Origin of the sequence: Alitabrizicola rongguiensis (assembly GCF_021491355.1) — a bacterium.
Lineage (GTDB): Bacteria > Pseudomonadota > Alphaproteobacteria > Rhodobacterales > Rhodobacteraceae > Aliitabrizicola > Aliitabrizicola rongguiensis.
This window is the reverse complement of sequence record NZ_JAKENF010000003.1, coordinates 135885-153215: the sequence shown is the minus strand read 5'-3', so window position 1 is coordinate 153215 and position 17331 is coordinate 135885. Positions and strand designations below refer to the sequence as shown.

At 64.1% G+C, this 17331-nt stretch carries 20 protein-coding genes; all 20 read right to left on the bottom strand.

Annotated elements, in window-relative coordinates; all coding sequences use genetic code 11:
• Positions 1-28 precede the first annotated feature (28 nt).
• The 20 genes from L0V05_RS12225 to L0V05_RS12130 all read right to left on the bottom strand — a co-directional run bounded on the left by L0V05_RS12225 (position 29) and on the right by L0V05_RS12130 (position 17330).
• Complete coding sequence (locus L0V05_RS12225) at positions 29-1702, bottom strand: ribonuclease J (protein ID WP_234870865.1); 1674 nt, start codon at positions 1700-1702, stop codon at positions 29-31.
• Positions 1699-2478, bottom strand: a complete 780-nt coding sequence (locus L0V05_RS12220) for a type III pantothenate kinase (RefSeq protein ID WP_234870863.1) — start codon at positions 2476-2478, stop codon at positions 1699-1701. Before L0V05_RS12220 ends, L0V05_RS12225 begins: the two co-directional genes overlap by 4 nt.
• Before the next feature lie 24 nt (positions 2479-2502).
• Positions 2503-3231, bottom strand: coding sequence for a biotin--[acetyl-CoA-carboxylase] ligase (locus tag L0V05_RS12215; RefSeq protein WP_234872179.1), 729 nt, complete (start codon positions 3229-3231; stop codon positions 2503-2505).
• Between the two features lie 28 nt (positions 3232-3259).
• Positions 3260-4696, bottom strand: a complete 1437-nt coding sequence (gene nuoN, locus L0V05_RS12210; RefSeq protein WP_234870861.1) for an NADH-quinone oxidoreductase subunit NuoN — start codon at positions 4694-4696, stop codon at positions 3260-3262.
• A gap of 13 nt (positions 4697-4709) precedes the next feature.
• The gene (locus tag L0V05_RS12205) at positions 4710-6248 is read right to left on the bottom strand and encodes an NADH-quinone oxidoreductase subunit M (protein ID WP_234870859.1); all 1539 of its coding nucleotides are present in this window, start codon (positions 6246-6248) and stop codon (positions 4710-4712) included.
• 13 nt (positions 6249-6261) lie between these two features.
• Entirely contained in the window at positions 6262-8424 is a 2163-nt protein-coding gene (gene nuoL / locus L0V05_RS12200) for an NADH-quinone oxidoreductase subunit L (RefSeq protein ID WP_234870857.1), read from the bottom strand.
• A gap of 4 nt (positions 8425-8428) precedes the next feature.
• On the bottom strand, positions 8429-8734 hold the full coding sequence (gene nuoK, locus L0V05_RS12195; protein ID WP_234870855.1) for an NADH-quinone oxidoreductase subunit NuoK: 306 nt from the start codon (positions 8732-8734) through the stop codon (positions 8429-8431).
• A 78-nt stretch (positions 8735-8812) separates the two neighbouring features.
• Positions 8813-9427 carry an NADH-quinone oxidoreductase subunit J gene (locus tag L0V05_RS12190; protein ID WP_234870853.1) on the bottom strand — a complete coding sequence of 205 codons (615 nt, stop codon included), beginning with the start codon at positions 9425-9427 and terminating at the stop codon, positions 8813-8815.
• Positions 9424-9834, bottom strand: a complete 411-nt coding sequence (locus L0V05_RS12185) for a carboxymuconolactone decarboxylase family protein (protein ID WP_234870851.1) — start codon at positions 9832-9834, stop codon at positions 9424-9426. Before L0V05_RS12185 ends, L0V05_RS12190 begins: the two co-directional genes overlap by 4 nt.
• Entirely contained in the window at positions 9831-10325 is a 495-nt protein-coding gene (gene nuoI, locus L0V05_RS12180) for an NADH-quinone oxidoreductase subunit NuoI (protein WP_234870849.1), read from the bottom strand. The genes L0V05_RS12185 and nuoI overlap by 4 nt, the downstream gene beginning before the upstream one ends.
• A gap of 2 nt (positions 10326-10327) precedes the next feature.
• On the bottom strand, positions 10328-10915 hold the full coding sequence (locus L0V05_RS12175; protein ID WP_234870847.1) for a hypothetical protein: 588 nt from the start codon (positions 10913-10915) through the stop codon (positions 10328-10330).
• Positions 10915-11952 carry an NADH-quinone oxidoreductase subunit NuoH gene (gene nuoH / locus L0V05_RS12170; protein ID WP_234870845.1) on the bottom strand — a complete coding sequence of 346 codons (1038 nt, stop codon included), beginning with the start codon at positions 11950-11952 and terminating at the stop codon, positions 10915-10917. Before nuoH ends, L0V05_RS12175 begins: the two co-directional genes overlap by 1 nt.
• Before the next feature lie 33 nt (positions 11953-11985).
• The gene (locus tag L0V05_RS12165) at positions 11986-12399 is read right to left on the bottom strand and encodes a YNQ4 family lipoprotein (RefSeq protein WP_234870843.1); all 414 of its coding nucleotides are present in this window, start codon (positions 12397-12399) and stop codon (positions 11986-11988) included.
• A gap of 2 nt (positions 12400-12401) precedes the next feature.
• Positions 12402-14423 (bottom strand): NADH-quinone oxidoreductase subunit NuoG, encoded by a 2022-nt coding sequence (nuoG, locus tag L0V05_RS12160; RefSeq protein WP_234870841.1) that lies wholly within the window; start codon positions 14421-14423, stop codon positions 12402-12404.
• Positions 14416-14592 carry a hypothetical protein gene (locus L0V05_RS12155; protein ID WP_234870839.1) on the bottom strand — a complete coding sequence of 59 codons (177 nt, stop codon included), beginning with the start codon at positions 14590-14592 and terminating at the stop codon, positions 14416-14418. Before L0V05_RS12155 ends, nuoG begins: the two co-directional genes overlap by 8 nt.
• Before the next feature lie 5 nt (positions 14593-14597).
• Positions 14598-15095, bottom strand: a complete 498-nt coding sequence (locus L0V05_RS12150; protein ID WP_234870837.1) for a DUF3291 domain-containing protein — start codon at positions 15093-15095, stop codon at positions 14598-14600.
• Complete coding sequence (locus tag L0V05_RS12145; protein WP_234870835.1) at positions 15092-15445, bottom strand: hypothetical protein; 354 nt, start codon at positions 15443-15445, stop codon at positions 15092-15094. The genes L0V05_RS12150 and L0V05_RS12145 overlap by 4 nt, the downstream gene beginning before the upstream one ends.
• Positions 15442-15798, bottom strand: a complete 357-nt coding sequence (locus L0V05_RS12140; protein WP_234870833.1) for a hypothetical protein — start codon at positions 15796-15798, stop codon at positions 15442-15444. The genes L0V05_RS12145 and L0V05_RS12140 overlap by 4 nt, the downstream gene beginning before the upstream one ends.
• 8 nt (positions 15799-15806) lie before the next feature.
• Positions 15807-17102, bottom strand: coding sequence for an NADH-quinone oxidoreductase subunit NuoF (nuoF, locus tag L0V05_RS12135; protein WP_234870831.1), 1296 nt, complete (start codon positions 17100-17102; stop codon positions 15807-15809).
• A 9-nt stretch (positions 17103-17111) separates the two neighbouring features.
• Positions 17112-17330, bottom strand: coding sequence for a DUF5337 domain-containing protein (locus tag L0V05_RS12130; protein WP_234870829.1), 219 nt, complete (start codon positions 17328-17330; stop codon positions 17112-17114).
• Position 17331: the final 1 nt, after the last annotated feature.

The following is a 17331-nucleotide window of genomic DNA, read 5'->3' as shown; positions in this document are numbered from 1 at the left end:
GGGCCTTTTCTTTTTCGGATCATGACGATCAGTCCGCCTGCAACCGGCTGACCACCACCGTCACTTCGGGTTTCTTGCCGATTTCCTCGACCGCGACCTGCCGAACGACACGGCGCACCGCCTCGTCGAGCTTGTCGTCATCGCTCAGCACCTTGCCCCCCCGATCAAGGAATTCGTTCAACTCTTCCTCGATGGTTTCGGCCAGCGGCCGGGCGCCCTTGCCCGTCTCTGGCAGCCCCATGATCTCGGCCCAAGCTTCGCCGAGAGGCTCGTCGTTCTCGTCCAGGATGATCGTGATCATCACATGGCCATTCAGCGCCATGCGGATGCGGTCGCGTACCACCCCGTCCATCGCCCCGATCAGCGCCGTGCCATCAAGGTAAAGCCGGCCCGTCTCGATGTATTCCGTCACTTCGGGACTATCGCCGGTCAGATCCAGCATCATGCCATTGGTCGCAATCTCGCCGTCGAAGCCCTTGGACGCCGCCAGTTTCACGTGCTCGCGCAGGTGCCGGTGCTCGCCATGCATCGGGATCACGACGCCCGGCTTGACGATGGAATGCATCAGTTCGAGGTCCGGGCGGTTGGCATGACCCGAGACGTGGTAAAGGCCGTTCGCCTCGTCCACCACATCGACGCCCATCTCGGAAAAGGCGTTGACGATCCGCAGCACGCCGCGCTCGTTGCCGGGGATGGTGCGCGACGAGAACAGGAACAGATCGCCCTCCTTCATCTCCATCCCGAGGTACTTGCCGCGGGCAAGCTGGGCCGAGGCCGCGCGCCGCTCGCCCTGGCTGCCGGTCACAAGCAGCATCAGGTTCTGGCGCGGGATATCCTCGGCCTCTTCCGGCGCAACGACTTTGGGAAACTCTGCCAGCACGCCGGATTCGACCGCCGCCGCGACCATCTTCTTCATCGCCCGCCCCATAAGGCAGACCGACCGGCCCGCCGACTGCGCTGCTTCGGCCAGTGTCACCAGCCGCGCGACGTTCGAGGCGAAGGTGGTCGCCACCACCATCCCTTCCGCCTTTTGCACCAGTTCGCGGATCGGGTCGCGCAGTGTCGCCTCGGACCGGCCGGCATGGGTCGAGAAGACGTTGGTCGAGTCGCACATCAGCGCCTTGACCGGCTTTTCGGCAGCCACTTCGGCGAACAACTCCGGCCGCCACGCCTCGCCGACCAGCGGTGTGGGATCAAGCTTGAAGTCGCCCGAATGCAGGATGCGCCCGGCAGGCGTGTCGATCACCAGCGCGGCGCTTTCCGGGATAGAATGGGCAACGGGCAGGTACTGCACCTTGAACGGCCCCGCCTCGATCACCTGCGGCCGCGCCTCGACCGTAGTGATGATCGTTCCCGGCTGTCCCTGCTCTTCCAGCTTTGCCCGCCCGATCAGTGCGGTGAAACGCCGGGCATAGACCTTGGCGCGCAGCCTGGGCCAGAGGTGGCCAAGCGCGCCGATGTGATCCTCATGCGCATGGGTGATGAAGATCGCCTCGATCCGGTCCTGCCGCTCTTCCAGCCAGCGCACGTCCGGCATGATGAGGTCGATGCCCGGCGTCGTCTCCATGTCGCCAAAGGTGACACCCAGATCGACGACGATCAGGCGCTCCTTGTCCTCGGGGCCATAGCCATAGACGTAGCAGTTCATGCCGATCTCTCCCGCGCCACCGAGGGGGAGATAGATCAGACGGTTCGCAGTCATGCCGTTTCCAGTTCCTTGTTGTAGCGGTGGATCAGCACCAGACCATGCATGGTCAGGTCATCCTCGACCGCATCAAATAGATCGAAACCCTGCGCGAACAGGGGGGCAAGCCCGCCGGTTGCGATGACTTTCATCGGCCGGTCGCGTTCTGCCCGGATCTGACGCACGATACCTTCCGCCAGACCGATGTAGCCCCAGTAAACGCCCGATTGCATGCAGGCCACCGTATTCGTCCCGATCGCCTTCTGCGGGCGGCTGACCTCGACATGCGGCAGGGCCGCCGCCGCCATGTGCAGCGCCTCAAGGCTCAGGTTCACGCCGGGCGCGATCACCCCGCCGATATAGGCGCCGTCGGTATCGACGACGTCAAAGGTTGTCGCCGTTCCGAAGTCGATGACGATCAGGTTGCCGCCATGCCGGTCGAAGCCACCAACGGTGTTAACCAGACGGTCCGGCCCCACGGTGGTCCCGGCATCGACGCGCGGCGCGACCGGCAGGGCGCATTCAGGCTTGCCCACCACCAGCGGGCGGCAGTTGAAGTAGCGGTTGCACAGGACCCGCAAGTTGAACACCACGCGCGGCACTGTCGAAGAGATGATGGCCTCGGTAACCGTCACCTCGGTTTTGGTCAGCATCATTAATGAGGACAACCAGACGAAGTATTCGTCCGCGGTCCGCTTGTAGTCTGTGGCGATGCGCCAGGTCGACAGGAAGCGCCTGCCATCCCAGATCGAGAAGACGGTGTTGGTGTTGCCGCAGTCGATGGCAAGAAGCATGGACGTCTCCGTTGGACTCGCGTCTCAGAAGAAAACCTCGGCGGCAGGAATGGCAAGGCGCCCGTCGGGTTGGCGCAGGACAAGCGCGCCACTGGCATCGATCGTCTCGAACACCCCCTCATCCGTCCGCGTGCCGGTCCGTGCCCGGATCGGCTCGCCCAGACGGGCGGCATGGGCCAGCCACGCCTCGCGCAGGGGGGCAAAACCATCGCGGACGAAGACAGCCTCGCGCCGGGCATAGGCAGGCGCAAGCCGGTCGAGAAAGGCCTCGGGGGTGACCCTGAGACCGATTTCGGACAGAAGGCTGACAGGAGCCACTGCACCGGGCTCCACCGTCGCGGGATCGGGCGCCGAGATCAGGTTGACCCCGATGCCGATCGCCAGATGCCCGACCCGGCCACCCTGCCCTGCGCTTTCCAGCAGGATGCCCGCAAGCTTCCCGCCGTTCAGGAGCACGTCGTTGGGCCATTTGAGCTGGAACGCGTCGGGCAGCCCGGTGATCCCCACCAGCGCATCGCGCAGCGCCAGGGCTGCGGCGAAGGACCGAAGCGCCACGACGTCGGGCGCCTCGGTCGGATGCATGAGGAGTGTGGCGTAGAAGTTGCCCTTCGGGCTGACCCAGGGTCGGCCGCGCCGCCCCCGCCCGCCCGTCTGCTCCAGCCCGAGGACCCAGCAGGGTCCGGCCATCTCGGCAGCCAGACGCGCCGCTTCGGCATTGGTGCTGTCGACCGAGGGCAGGACGCGGCGCGCCACGCCCTCGGGCCAAGGATCGCGCGTCGCGTCAGCGCACAAGCGTTTCGGCCGCGACGGCAGCGAGCGAGTCGATGCCGAACAGGTTGACGACGCCCAGAACCATCACTGCGGCCGAGCCCACGAGCATCACCCACTGCACCGGGGAGATGTCGCCATCGAGACGGTCGCCTTCCTTGCCGAAATACATGTAGAAGACAATCCGCAGGTAATAGTACGCGCCGATGACCGAGGCGATCACGCCCAGCACCGCCAACCAGACCATCCCGGCATCGACCGCCGCCTTCAGGACATAGAACTTCCCGAAGAAGCCGACCATCGGCGGCACGCCCGCAAGGCTGAACATCAGAACAAGGAGCGCCAGCGCACGGAGCGGCTCCTTCTTGGAATACATGTTCAGGCTTTCGATATCCGTGACCGGCACGCCATCCTTCTGCATCGACAGGATAAAGGCGAAGGTGCCGACGCTCATGGTGACGTAGATCGCCATGTAGACCAGCATCGCCTGCACCCCCTCGGCCGTGCCCGAGGCGAGGCCAAGCAGGGCAAAGCCCATATGCGAGATCGAAGAATAGGCCATCAGGCGCTTGATGTCGCGCTGGCCGATCGCGGCGATGGCGCCGACGAACATCGACAGCACGGCCAGCAGAGCCAGCACCTGCCCCCAGTCGCCCGGAATCTTGCCGAAGGCGTCCTGCGTGACCCGCGCAAGCAGGCCCATGGCGGCAACCTTGGGTGCCGCGGCGAAGAAGGCGGTGACCGGGGTCGGCGCGCCTTCATAGACGTCGGGCGTCCACATGTGGAACGGAACCGCTGATACCTTGAACGCGAGCCCCGCGATGATGAAGATCAGGCCGAACAGCAGTCCCAACGGCACTTCGCCGCCAAGAGTGGACAGGATGCCCGAATAGAGCGTGGTGCCCGCGAAGCCATAGGTCAGCGACGCGCCGTACAGCAGCAAGCCCGAGGACAGCGCTCCGAGGACGAAGTACTTCAGGCCCGCTTCGGTCGATTTCACGCTGTCGCGACGGATCGCGGCGATGACGTAAAGCGACAGTGATTGCAGCTCGAGGCCCATGTAGAGCGTCATCAGGTCGCCCGAAGACACCATGATCATCATGCCGATGGTCGCCAGCGCCACCAGCACGGGGTACTCGAAGCGCAGAAGGTCGCGCCGCTCCATATAGTCCTTGCCCATGGCAAGAACCGCAGCGCCGGAAAGCAGGATAGTCACCTTGGCGAAGCGCGAGAACGGGTCGTCGTTCACCATGCCGCCGAAGGCCGTGCGCGCGCCGTCGCCGCCCGCCCCGATCCAAAGAGCCAGCAGGACGAAGAGCCCTGCCGTCACCCAGGTCAGCAGGCCCGCAACGGCGTCCTTGCCGGTATAGACCGCGAAGAGAAGCGCGAGCATCGCATAGGCCGCGAGAATGACCTCGGGCAGGACGATCTGGAAGTCGGTCGCGAACATTCGGGCGGTTCCCTTACTTCAGGGCCAGGCGCGTCGCCGAGTCAGCGGGCAGCGCAGCGTGGTATTCGGTGACAAGGGCGGCAACCGACGGGCCGATGCGATCGGTCACGAAGCTCGGATAGACGCCCAGGAACAGGGTCATGGCAACGAGCGGGGCGAAGATCGCCTTCTCGCGCGCGGTCATGTCGGTGATAGCCTTAAGGCTTTCCTTGATGAGATCGCCGAAGACCACCCGGCGGTAGAGCCAGAGCGCATAGGCCGCCGACAGGATCACACCAGTCGCGGCAACCGCCGCCACCCAGGTGTTGACCTGGAAGATGCCGGCAAGCGTCAGGAATTCCCCGATGAACCCGCTCGTACCCGGAAGGCCGACATTGGCCATGGTGAAGAACATGAAGACCAGCGCATAGGCCGGCATCCGGTTCACGAGGCCGCCATAGGCGTCGATGTCGCGGGTATGCATCCGATCGTAGATCACGCCGACGCAAAGGAACAGCGCGCCCGAGATGAAGCCGTGGCTCAGCATCTGGAAGATCGCGCCGTCGATGCCCTGCTGGTTCGCCGCGAAGATCCCCATGGTCACGTAGCCCATATGGGCGACCGATGAATAGGCGATCAGCTTCTTCATGTCCTGCTGGGCCAGCGCCACCAGCGAGGTGTAGACGATCGCGATCGCCGACATCCAGAACACCAGCGGCGACAGCAGGTCGGACGCGATCGGGAACATCGGCAGGCTGAAGCGCAGGAAGCCGTAGCCGCCCATCTTCAGCAGGATCGCCGCCAGTACGACCGACCCGGCGGTCGGCGCCTGAACGTGCGCGTCAGGCAGCCAGGTGTGCACCGGCCACATCGGCATCTTCACCGCGAAACTGGCGAAGAAGGCCAGCCACAGGAGCGTCTGCATCCCGCCGACAACCTGGAAGCCAAGAACCGTAATCGTCTCGGACCCGAAGTTGTGGTTCAGGAGGCTCGGAATGTCCGTGGTGCCCGCGTCGTAATACATGGCGATCATCGCCACCAGCATCAGGACCGAACCGAGGAAGGTGTAGAGGAAGAACTTGAAGGACGCATAGATGCGGTCCTTGCCCCCCCAGATGCCGATGATGAGGAACATCGGGATCAGGCCGGCCTCGAAGAACAGGTAGAACAGCACCAGGTCCAGCGCGCAGAACACGCCGAGCATCAGCGTTTCCAGCACGAGGAAGGCGATCATGTATTCCTTGACCCGCGTCTCGACACTCCAGCAGGCGCCGATGGTCAGCGGCATGAGGAAGGTCGTCAGCAGTACGAACAACACAGAGATGCCGTCGACACCCATCTTGTAGGTCAGGCCCAGGATCCAGGGCCGTTCCTCGACGAACTGGAACCCGGTGTTCTGTGGATCGAACCCGGTCAGCAGGAAGAGCGAGATCAGGAAGGTCGCGGTCGTTGCCAGAAGCGCCAGCCACTTGGCGTTGCGCTGCGCGGCCGGGTCGTCGCCCCGCAGGAACAAAGCCATGATCACCGCGGCGACGAGCGGGATGAAGGTGATAATAGACAGAAGATTTTCCATGATGCCCGTCCCCTTACTTGGCGCCGCCCGTTAGCGTCATCCAGGTCACGAGGACCGCGATCCCCAGCACCATCGCAAAGGCATAGGTGAAGATGTAGCCGGTCTGCGCCCGGCCGGCGAGGCGGGTGAAGAACGGGATGATCCCCATCGCCACGCCGTTGATTGTGCCGTCAATCACCTCGCCGTCGCCGCGCTTCCACAGGAAGCCGCCCAGCCACTTGGCGCTGCGCACGAAGAGCACGTCATAGACCTCGTCGAAGTACCACTTGTTCAGCAGGAACTGGTACAGGATCGGCTGGTTGGCCGCGAGCTTGCCCGGCAGGTCCGGCCGGCGGATGTAGAACTGGAAGGCCATCAGCAGACCAAGGACCATGGCGATGAACGGGCTGACCTTGACCCAGGCCGGCACTTCATGCGCGGCATGGATGGTGTGGTTCTCCGGTCCGAAGAACACCGCGCCCTGTACCGGGACCGGTACCGCTTCGTGACCTGCCTCGGCAGCCGCGGCATCCGTGGTGGCAGTCTCGGTAGCAGCGGTTTCGGTGGTCGCCGTCTCGGTCGTGGCGGCATGCTCCGTTCCTGCCCCCTCGGTTGCGGCAGCGGCATCGTGCGAAGTCTCTTCCCCGGCTGCGTGCTCGGTCGCATGTGCTTCGACCGGCAGGCCGAACCACGCGCGCATCTGATCCACGTTGCCGAAGAAGTTGTTGTACCAGATCATCCCCGAGAAGACCGCACCAAGCGCCAGTACGCCAAGCGGGATCAGCATGACCTTCGGGCTTTCATGGGCGTGGTCATGGGCGTGATGGTCGCCACGCGCCTCGCCATAGAAGGTCATGAACATCAGGCGCCAGGAATAGAACGAGGTCATCCCGGCGGCGATCACCAGCATGATGAAGGCATAATGGTTGCCGACGAAGGCGCTCTCGATCACCGCGTCCTTCGACAGGAAGCCGGCAAAGCCGATATGGGTCAGCGGGATGCCGACGCCGGTGATGGCCAGCGTCCCGATCATCATCGCCCAGAAGGTCAGCGGGATCTTTTTCCGCAGCGCCCCGTAGTTCCGCATGTCCTGCTCATGGTGCATCGCGTGGATGACCGAGCCGGCGCCAAGGAACAGCATCGCCTTGAAGAAGGCATGCGTGAACAGGTGGAACATCGCGACGGGATAGGCGCCCACACCCGCCGCCACGAACATGTAGCCGAGCTGCGAGCAGGTCGAATAGGCGATCACGCGCTTGATGTCGTTCTGCACCAGACCCACGGTCGCCGCGAAGAAGGCTGTCGTCGCCCCAAGCACGGTGACAAATGTCAGGGCCTGGGGCGCGAACTCGAAGATCGGCGACATGCGGCAGACAAGGAAGACGCCGGCGGTCACCATCGTCGCCGCGTGGATCAGGGCCGAAACCGGGGTCGGGCCTTCCATCGCGTCCGGCAGCCAGGTGTGCAGGATCAGCTGCGCCGATTTGCCCATCGCGCCGATGAACAAGAGGACCGCGATCAGGTTCGCCGCGTTCCAGTCGCGCCAGAGGAAGCTGATCTCGGTCTGCGCCAGAACCGGGCCTTGCGCGAAGATGTCGTCGAACTTGACCGAGTCCGTCAGGAAGAACAGGCCGAAGATTCCGAGCGCAAAACCGAAGTCGCCGACGCGGTTGACGATGAATGCCTTCATCGCCGCGGCATTGGCCGAGGGCTTGCGGTAGTAGAAGCCGATCAGCAGATACGAGGCGACGCCCACGCCTTCCCAGCCGAAGAAGATCTGCGGCAGGTTGTCGGCGGTCACCAGCATCAGCATGGCGAAGGTGAAGAACGACAGATAGGCGAAGAACCGCGCCTTGTAATGCTCGTGATGGCCCCAGTTGTCGTCATGGGCCATGTAACCGAACGAATAGAGGTGGACGAGCGCCGAGACGGTGTTGACCACGACCAGCATGATCGCCGTCAGCCGGTCGAGACGGATCGACCAGTCAGCGACGAAGGACCCGGAGTCAAACCAGCGGAACAGGTCGACATGCTGGGTGGTCCCGTCGAAGCTGAAGAAGATGATCCAGCTCAGGAAGGCGCCGAGAAAGACGAGACCGGTGGTGATGACCTGCCCCGCCGTCTCGCCGATGAAGCGCCAGCCGAAGCCGCAGATCAGCGCACCGATCAGCGGTGCGAAAAGGATGATCGTGGTCATCGGTTCAGCCCTTCATCACGTTGACGTCTTCAACCTCGATGCTTCCCCGGTTGCGGAAGAAGCAGACAAGGATCGCAAGCCCGATGGCGGCCTCGGCGGCGGCGACGGTCAGCACGAACATCGTGAAGACCTGCCCCACCAGGTCGCCCAGGAAGGAGGAGAAGGCGACAAAGTTGATGTTCACCGACAGGAGCATCAGCTCGATCGACATCAGGATGACGATCACGTTCTTCCGGTTGAGGAAGATCCCGAAAATCCCGATGACGAACAGCGCCGCGGCCACCGTCAGGTAATGAGTCAGTCCCACCATCTTCGTCCCTCCGGGCCTCTGCCCGTTATCGTTCCGTCCGGGCGGCCCTTTTTGGGCCGTCCCGCAAATTCCCTCAGCTCAGAGCCCCTGCCCCGGCTTCACATCGACCAGTTCCATCGCCTTCGCCGGATCGCGGTACATCTGCGCCAGCACGTTCTGGCGTTTGACATCCTTGCGGTGGCGCAGAGTCAGCACGATCGCCCCGATCATCGCGACCAGCAGGATCAGGCCGGCGACCTGGAACAGGAAGATGTACTTGTCGTAGATCAAGAGGCCGAGCGCGCGGGCATTGTCCACCTCGGCCACGTCGGGCGTCACCGCCTGCCGCAGACCAAGCGCGCCATCAGCTTGAACCCAGGCACCGTAGGCCATCGCGAACTGCATCAGCAGGATTACCCCGATCAACAGCGCCAGCGGCATATAGCGCGCCATCTCGCCCTTCAGCTCTTCGAAGTCGATGTCGAGCATCATGACCACGAACAGGAACAGCACGGCGACGGCGCCGACATAGACGATGATGAGCAGCATCGCGACGAATTCCGCCCCGAGCAGCACGAACAGGCCGGCGGCGTTCAGGAAGGCAAGGATCAGCCAAAGCACCGAATGCACCGGGTTGCGCGCGATGGTCACCATCAGGCCCGCCGCAATCAGCACGATCGCAAAGCCATAGAAGGCATAATCCGCGATGGTCATTCGCTTTTCTCCCCGGTCTCGCCGAATACGCCCTGGGCGATCTCCAGCGCCTTCGTCATGGCGGGCACGCCGCCGAACATGCTCATCTGCCAGATCACCTCGGCGATCTCGCGTTTCGTTGCGCCCGCCTCGATCGCGTGTCGGATCGTCAGCTTCAGCTGCGGCTCGGCATGGGCGCCCAGCACCGTCAGCGCGGCGATCGTGACCAGAAGCCGGGTCTTGGCATCCAGCCCCTCGCGGTTGAAGGTCTTGCCGAACCACATCTCCATCATGTCTTTCGACATGGTGGGCCAGAGGTTCTCGAACCCCTTCACCTGGAAGTTCTCCAGCGCAGGGTTGAAGGCGCGGGCCATTTCCTGGCCGCTCTCAACCATCGCCTTGAACATCTTGGTGAATTCGTCGGTCATCTGTAGGGCGCGTCCATCTCGAGGTTGCGGGCAATCTCGGCTTCCCACCGCGCGCCGTTATCGAGGAGCTTTTCCTTGGTGTAGAACAGCTCTTCGCGGGTCTCGGTCGAGAATTCGAAGTTCGGCCCCTCGACGATCGCATCCACCGGGCAGGCTTCCTGGCAGAAGCCGCAATAGATGCATTTCGTCATGTCGATGTCGTAGCGGGTCGTCCGGCGGCTGCCATCCTCGCGCGGTTCGGCGTCGATGGTGATGGCCTGCGCCGGGCAGATCGCCTCGCAAAGCTTGCAGGCGATGCAGCGTTCCTCGCCGTTCGGATAGCGGCGCAGCGCGTGCTCGCCACGGAAACGCGGCGACAGCGGACCCTTCTCGTGCGGATAGTTCAGCGTCGCCTTCGGTGCGAAGAAGTACTTCAGGCCCAGCTTCATGCCGTTCCAGAAGTCTGCCAGCAGGAAGTAGCGGGTGGCGCGGGTCCAGTCGATGTTTGCCATATTCATTCCTTCGACTTGCACTGCGTCTGCATAGCTTCGGCCTGCTGTTCAAGGGCCTGCTTGAACGCCTCACCTGCAAGATCACTTACGAGGCTATCGCGAATGATCGAAGCGTGCTCCATGAAGCACTCGGTCAGCCGAGCCTCCACAAGGACGTCTTTGGGCTCGGATTTGTCGGCCTTGGCCCACTGACTTTCATTCGGCGACAGGCAATTCGACACGCCCAGTGCTGCATCCAGTTGCTTCGCAATGGAAATGCGATCTTGCGGCGATCTGACAGTCGACTTTGCTAACACCATTGCGTCTATCAATGGGTAGACCGAGGCGCTCCACGCTCCAATCGCAAGTCGCTCCGGGGCAACCGATTGCGGCAGTTCTTCAGTCGCAGGGCGCAGCCGCCAGAATGACTGGCCTTCGCGCAGAGTTGCTTCATAGGCAGCGAGCTGCTTGGCACACTTGTTCTCGACAAAGCCGCGAACTGTCCGGTCTTGCCCATTCGTCTGTTGGGCATCCCCAACTGACGCGAGGTTAAGCGTCAATACCGCCGACATCGTCGCAATGCCCACTGGGTTGGTTGGGTTGTGGAACATCACCCCCCCATCGTCCAACGGGCATAGGCGCCGCCGAACAGTTCGAATTTTGCAAGGAAGGCCACCAGCACGACCCAGCCGAGCGACATCGGCAGGAACACCTTCCAGCCGATCCGCATCAGCTGGTCGTAGCGGTAGCGCGGAACGATGGCCTTCACCATCGCGAAGAGGAAGAAGAAGAACGCCATCTTGGCGATCAGCCACAGCGCCCCGTCGGGCAGGCCCGGGATCGGCGACAGCCAGCCACCGAAGAACAGGAGCGAGATCAGCGCGCACATCAGGAAGATGGCGATGTATTCGCCGGCCATGAACAGCAGGAACGGGGTCGAGGAATACTCGACAAAGAACCCGGCAACGAGTTCCGATTCAGCTTCGGGCAGGTCGAAGGGCGGGCGGTTGGTCTCGGCCAGCGCCGAGACGAAGAACAGCACAACCATCGGCAGATGCGGCAGCCAATACCATGAGAACAGGCCATAATTCCCGTCCTGCGCCCGCACGATGTCGCCGAAGTTCATGCTGCCGGTCGAGATGATGATCCCGATGATGATGAGGCCGAGCGAGACCTCGTAAGAGATCATCTGAGCGGCCGACCGCAGCGAGCCAAGGAAGGCGTATTTCGAGTTCGACGCCCAGCCACCCATGATGACGCCATAGACCTCGAGCGAGGACATGGCGAAGACGAACAGGATCGCGACGTTGATGTCGGCCAGCACCCAGCCGTCGGCAAACGGGATCACGGCCCAGGCCATCATCGCCAGCACGAAGGACAGCATCGGCGCAAGGAAGAACACCGGGCGGTCAACACCCGCCGGAATGACGATTTCCTTCAGCACGTATTTCAGCGCGTCGGCGACGGTCTGCAGCAGGCCCCAGGGACCAACGACGTTCGGACCCCTCCGCATCTGCACGGCTGCCCAGATCTTGCGGTCGCCATAGACGAGGAACAGCATCGAGATCATGACGAAGCCGATGACCAGCAGGCTTTGCCCGATGATCAGAACGGTCGTCCCCAGCCCCGTCTGCAAGAAATCAGCCATGATGCTTCTTGTCCCTCAGTCTTCTTCCGGCCGTCAGACCGTTGGTATGCCCCGTGCGCCGCAGTCGCGAACCTCGACTTCGGCATCGATCGTCTTGAGCCCCGGCGGCAGCGCCGCCGAGATGGTGTAAACCGCATCGCCGCGCCAAACGCCACCCTGATTAGTGACGTTCGTACGCACATGGCGTGCGAATCCGAAGCCTCGGATCAGCGTGTACTGCGCTGCCGCGCAGCGCGCATAATCCGCCACATCCTCGCGGTCACGGGCGCCCTTCATGGTCACCCGCAGGTTCACCAGATCATTGTCCAGCATCATCGTCTGGATGCCGAGGTATTCCGGCTTGAACTCTGACCCCGCCGCCTGCGCAGCCGGATCGGCCGCGTCCTGCGCCGGGGCGCAGGCGGCGAGGCCGGTCAGCGTTGCGATCGGAAGGGCGCGCAAGGTCATCCTCACTCAGCAGCCATCGGTGTATTGGCCCGATCCGCCGCCATGGCCGACAGTTCGGCCATCAGCACGGACGCGCGTGCGATCGGGTTGGTCAGGTAGAAGTCCTTGATCGCCAGGCGGAAATCAGCCTTTGCCGGAGCGCGAAGCTCCAGCGCGGTCCATTCGTTTTCCGCGACCTCGTCGATCCGGCCCAGATGCGGCACGGCCGCGACCAGCGCGCGGCGCAGCGCCGCCAGGCTGTCCCACGGCAGCGTCTTGCCCAGTTCTGCCGACAGCGCCCGCAGGATCGCCCAGTTTTCCTTGGCCTCGCCCGGCGCGAAGCCAGCGCGCAGCGCCAGTTGCGGGCGGCCCTCGGTGTTCACGAACAGGCCGTTTTCCTCGGTATAGGCGGCGCCCGGCAGGATGACGTCGGCGCGGTGCGCGCCGCGGTCGCCGTGGCTGCCCTGATAGATGACGAAGGCACCCGGAGCGACCTCGACCTCATCGGCGCCGAGGTTGTAGACCACTTCGGCCCCCTCCAGCGCAGCCTTCAGCCCGCCTTCGGTCACCGCGCCCACATCCATCGCGCCGACACGGCTTGCGGCGGTGTGCAGGACCAGAAGCTTGGCCTTGCGCGCGGCGGCGATGCGCATTGCCTGCGCCAGAACCGCCTCGCCATCCGCCTCGTTCAGGGCGCCCTGCCCGACGATCACGATACCCGGCTTGGTATCCGCCGGCGCTTCCTCGGCCAGCTTCGCATGCGCCATCAGCGCGTCGCGGTCCGTTCCGAAGTGGTGGTAGTCATAGGTCAGGTCCATCTCCGGCCCGATCACGCCGACCTGCGCGCCCTTGGTCCAGGCCTTGCGGATGCGGGCGTTCAGCACCGGCGCCTCGACGCGGGGGTTCGATCCGATCAGCAGAATGCCGCCAGCCATGTCGATGTCTGCTATCGTCGCCGTCCCGACATAGGCCGAGCGGTTGCCTGCAGGGAGCCGCGCGCCGTCGGTCCGGCACTCGACCGAGCCGCCCAGGCTTTCGACCAGCGATTTCAGAGAGTACGCAGCTTCGACCGGCGCGAGGTCACCGATCAGGCCGACGACCTTCTTGCCCTTCATCGCGGCAGCGGCGGCGGCCAGCGCCTCGCCCCACGTGGCGGGCTTCAGCTTGCCGTTCACGCGGATATAGGGCCGGTCGAGCCGCTGGCGGCGCAGGCCATCCCAGACGAAGCGGGTCTTGTCGCTGATCCACTCCTCGTTCACGCCGTCATGGTTGCGCGGCAGGATGCGCATGACTTCGCGGCCCTTGGTGTCGACGCGGATGTTGCTCCCAAGCGCGTCCATCACATCGATGGTCTCGGTCTTTGACAGCTCCCACGGACGCGCGGTGAAGGCATAAGGCTTCGAGGTGAGCGCGCCGACCGGGCAGAGGTCGATGATGTTGCCCTGCAGGTTCGAGTCCAGCGTCATGTTGAGATACGAGGTGATCTCGGAATCCTCGCCCCGGCCGGTCTGACCCATCTGGGTGATGCCCGCGACCTCGGTGGTGAAGCGGACGCAACGCGTGCAGGAGATGCAGCGCGTCATCTCGGTCTTGACCAGCGGGCCGAGATTAAGGTTCTCCGAGGCCCGCTTCGGCTCGCGGTAGCGGCTGAAGTCCACCCCGTAAGCCATTGCCTGGTCTTGCAGATCGCATTCGCCGCCCTGGTCGCAGATCGGGCAGTCGAGCGGGTGGTTGATGAGCAGGAACTCCATCACCCCCTCGCGCGCTTTCTTGACCATGGGCGAGTTGGTCTTGACGACTGGTGGTTCGCCGTTCGGGCCCGGGCGCAGGTCGCGCACCTGCATTGCGCAAGAGGCGGCGGGTTTCGGCGGGCCGCCCACGACCTCGACGAGGCACATGCGGCAGTTGCCGGCGATCGACAGCCGTTCGTGATAGCAGAAGCGCGGGATCTCGACCCCGGCGATTTCGGCCGCCTGGATGATCGTCATCGCCGGATCGACCTCGACCACGATGCCGTCGATCGAGATGGGCTTGAGATTAGACATGCGCCTCTTCCTTCCGCATCCACGGGGTCAGCCATGCGCCGATCCGGGCGAGAAGCCTGACCGGCGTGCGGCTGTCCGCGTCATTGTCCTGCCGCGCCTGCGCGACATTTGCGAGACGGTGATCCATCTCGCGCATCATCAGTTTGGCATCGAGGCTGGCGTGGCACATCCTGCTCACTCCGCCGCGATGCGGGCGCATTGATGCTGCCGGAACAGCTGCGCCTCTTGCAGATACGACCAGCCAAAGGCCTCGTCGCTGTCGCCATGCGCCTGCAGATGCGCCAGCTTCGCCAGCGCCTCGTCCAGCGTCGGGCGGTGTCCGGCGGGCACCCACCACATGACGAAATGCATCCGGCCCAGCACCTCGAACCACTCGGCCCGCCGCTCGTAGAAGGCGCGGTGGACGGTGTTCCAGACGAACTGCTCCAGCGTATCGACGCTTTCCCAGACGGTCAGGTTCGACACAAATTGCGGATCGCCGTCGATCTTCGCCTCGGTATTACCCGTGCCCGGCTCGCCCGAGCCTTCCATCATCCAGACGAAGCCCGGCATGCGCTTGCCAAGCCCGTTGACCCGGTCCAGCGCCGCCATGAACTCGGCCACGCGCGGATCGTCGGTCGGCGCCAGAAGGCGGCCGACATTCAGCTCAGCAAGATGATATCCGGGCCTCACTGACACAGGTTCACGAACTCCCAGACGCCATCGACGCGGTTTGCGATCATTGATCCGGCGATGACGGGCCTGCGCCCGTTCTCGTCGCAATACTGCTGCGCAACGACGAGGGCTTTCTCCTTGTCCGTGATCATGAAGGCCCCGCCCCGCCGAGCGACGGTAACCTTCGGGCCGCCGGTCATCGGATCGGCGGGCATGTAGGTCACGTCATAGACGGTCGCGTCCTTGTTGATCTGTACGCTTTCGGTCCGCTGCGGTGCAGACGGGGCGCTGCCGCCCCCTGCCGTCGCCTCCGGGTCACCACAGGCCGCCAAGGCCAGAAGTGCGATCAGAGCCAACCCCGTTTTCATGCGCAGCCCCCCTTGAAAACCCAGGTTCCGCTGGCGAACTGCGCCACGGCACCGTCATTCACCCGACCCCCGGCCGAACCGCAGGCCTCGACCGCCGCCTTCTTGGCGGGAAGCCCTTCGTCATAGCCCATCGCCGAACCATCGCGCGCGACGGTCACCGTGCGTCCCGGAACCGGCACCGCGCCGACACGGGTCAGCTGCTGGCCCGCCGGGCCGGGACGGATGTCGACCGTATAGGCCGCACCGTCCACCGTGACAGGATAGCTGCCAGCCGCCGAGGAAACGGCCGTCCCGCCTTGCGGCGCGACGCAAGCGCTGACGCCCAGACCGACCATTCCCATTATCGCGGCCATCCGCATCCTTACTCCGCCGCCATGGCGCCCATGCGCCCCGTGCGTTTCGCCTTGATCCGGTCCTCGATTTCTTCGCGGTAATGGCGGATCAGCCCCTGGATCGGCCATGCCGCCGCATCGCCAAGGGCGCAGATCGTGTGGCCCTCGACCTGCTTGGTCACCGACAGCAGCATGTCGATTTCCTCGACCTCGGCCTCGCCGCGTACCAGACGGTCCATGACCCGCATCATCCAGCCCGTGCCTTCGCGGCAGGGCGTGCACTGGCCGCAGCTTTCGTGCTTGAAGAACTTGGCCAGCCGCCAGACCGCCTTGATGACGTCAGTCGACTGGTCCATCACGATCATGCAGGCGGTGCCGAAGGACGACTTCAGCTCGCGCATCCCGTCATAGTCCATGATCGCCGTCTCGCACAGATCGGCCGGCAGGATCGGGCAGGACGCGCCGCCGGGGATCACCGCCTTGAGGTTCTTCCAGCCGCCGCGCACGCCGCCGCCATGCTTCTCGATGAGTTCCTTCATCGAGATAGACATCGACTCTTCCACCACGCAGGGCGTGTTGATGTGGCCGGTCAGGCCAAAAAGCTTGACGCCGGTGTTGTTCGGACGCCCAAACGAGGCGAACCACTCGCCGCCGCGACGCAGGATCGCCGGGGCGACCGCGATCGACTCGACGTTGTTCACCGTGGTCGGGCAGCCGTAGAGGCCCGCGCCCGCCGGGAACGGCGGCTTCATCCGCGGCATGCCCTTCTTGCCTTCGAGGCTTTCCAGAAGCGCGGTTTCCTCGCCGCAGATATAGGCGCCAGCGCCGTGATGCAGGTAGAGGTCGAAGTCCCAGCCCGAGCCGGCGGCATTGCGGCCAAGAAGACCGGCATCATAGCATTCGTCGATCGCCGCCTGCAGGGCTTCCTTTTCGCGGATGTATTCGCCGCGGATGTAGATGTAGGCCGCATTCGCCCCCATCGCGAAGGACGCGATCAGCGCGCCCTCGATCAGCGGATGCGGGTCGTGCCGCATGATCTCGCGGTCCTTGCAGGTCGCGGGCTCGGATTCGTCGGCGTTGATGACCAGGTAGGCCGGACGCCCGTCAGAAACCTTGGGCATGAAGGACCACTTCATGCCGGTCGGGAAGCCCGCGCCGCCGCGTCCGCGCAGACCGGATTTCTTCATCTCGTCGATGATCCAGTCGCGGCCCTTGGCGATGATCGCCGCCGTCCCGTCCCAGTGGCCGCGCTTCTTCGCGCCTGCGAGGGTGCGCTCGTGCATCCCGTAGAGGTTCGTGAAGATCCGGTCCTGATCCTTCAGCATGTCTCGTCCTCAGCTGTTCCGGCGCGCGCGCCAGATGCGGGCGGTCACGATCAGCGCCCAGATAAAGGCGGCCATCGCGGCCATGTCGAACAGGAAGGCATAGCGGGTCTCCAGACCCATCTGCCCGCCCAGCCATGATGCCCCCATCCACAGGATCATCGTTGCAGCCAGGACCACCGACACCAGTCGGGCCTGACGTGCGAGATGACGATCCTGTTCCGGGGTCATC

Coding starts and splice junctions, on each gene's coding strand:
- L0V05_RS12140 (WP_234870833.1), bottom strand. CDS start 15,798: ATGGCCGCGATAATGGGAATGGTCGGTCTGGGCGTCAGCGCTTGCGTC.
- L0V05_RS12155 (WP_234870839.1), bottom strand. CDS start 14,592: ATGTGCCACGCCAGCCTCGATGCCAAACTGATGATGCGCGAGATGGAT.
- L0V05_RS12220 (WP_234870863.1), bottom strand. CDS start 2,478: ATGCTTCTTGCCATCGACTGCGGCAACACCAACACCGTCTTCTCGATC.
- L0V05_RS12185 (WP_234870851.1), bottom strand. CDS start 9,834: ATGACCGACGAATTCACCAAGATGTTCAAGGCGATGGTTGAGAGCGGC.
- nuoN (WP_234870861.1), bottom strand. CDS start 4,696: ATGTTCGCGACCGACTTCCAGATCGTCCTGCCCGAGGTCATTCTCGCG.
- L0V05_RS12205 (WP_234870859.1), bottom strand. CDS start 6,248: ATGGAAAATCTTCTGTCTATTATCACCTTCATCCCGCTCGTCGCCGCG.
- nuoH (WP_234870845.1), bottom strand. CDS start 11,952: ATGGCTGATTTCTTGCAGACGGGGCTGGGGACGACCGTTCTGATCATC.
- L0V05_RS12130 (WP_234870829.1), bottom strand. CDS start 17,330: ATGACCCCGGAACAGGATCGTCATCTCGCACGTCAGGCCCGACTGGTG.
- nuoK (WP_234870855.1), bottom strand. CDS start 8,734: ATGGTGGGACTGACTCATTACCTGACGGTGGCCGCGGCGCTGTTCGTC.
- L0V05_RS12165 (WP_234870843.1), bottom strand. CDS start 12,399: ATGACCTTGCGCGCCCTTCCGATCGCAACGCTGACCGGCCTCGCCGCC.
- L0V05_RS12225 (WP_234870865.1), bottom strand. CDS start 1,702: ATGACTGCGAACCGTCTGATCTATCTCCCCCTCGGTGGCGCGGGAGAG.
- nuoI (WP_234870849.1), bottom strand. CDS start 10,325: ATGGCAAACATCGACTGGACCCGCGCCACCCGCTACTTCCTGCTGGCA.
- nuoG (WP_234870841.1), bottom strand. CDS start 14,423: ATGTCTAATCTCAAGCCCATCTCGATCGACGGCATCGTGGTCGAGGTC.
- nuoF (WP_234870831.1), bottom strand. CDS start 17,102: ATGCTGAAGGATCAGGACCGGATCTTCACGAACCTCTACGGGATGCAC.
- L0V05_RS12175 (WP_234870847.1), bottom strand. CDS start 10,915: ATGTTCCACAACCCAACCAACCCAGTGGGCATTGCGACGATGTCGGCG.
- L0V05_RS12190 (WP_234870853.1), bottom strand. CDS start 9,427: ATGACCATCGCGGATTATGCCTTCTATGGCTTTGCGATCGTGCTGATT.
- L0V05_RS12145 (WP_234870835.1), bottom strand. CDS start 15,445: ATGAAAACGGGGTTGGCTCTGATCGCACTTCTGGCCTTGGCGGCCTGT.
- nuoL (WP_234870857.1), bottom strand. CDS start 8,424: ATGACCACGATCATCCTTTTCGCACCGCTGATCGGTGCGCTGATCTGC.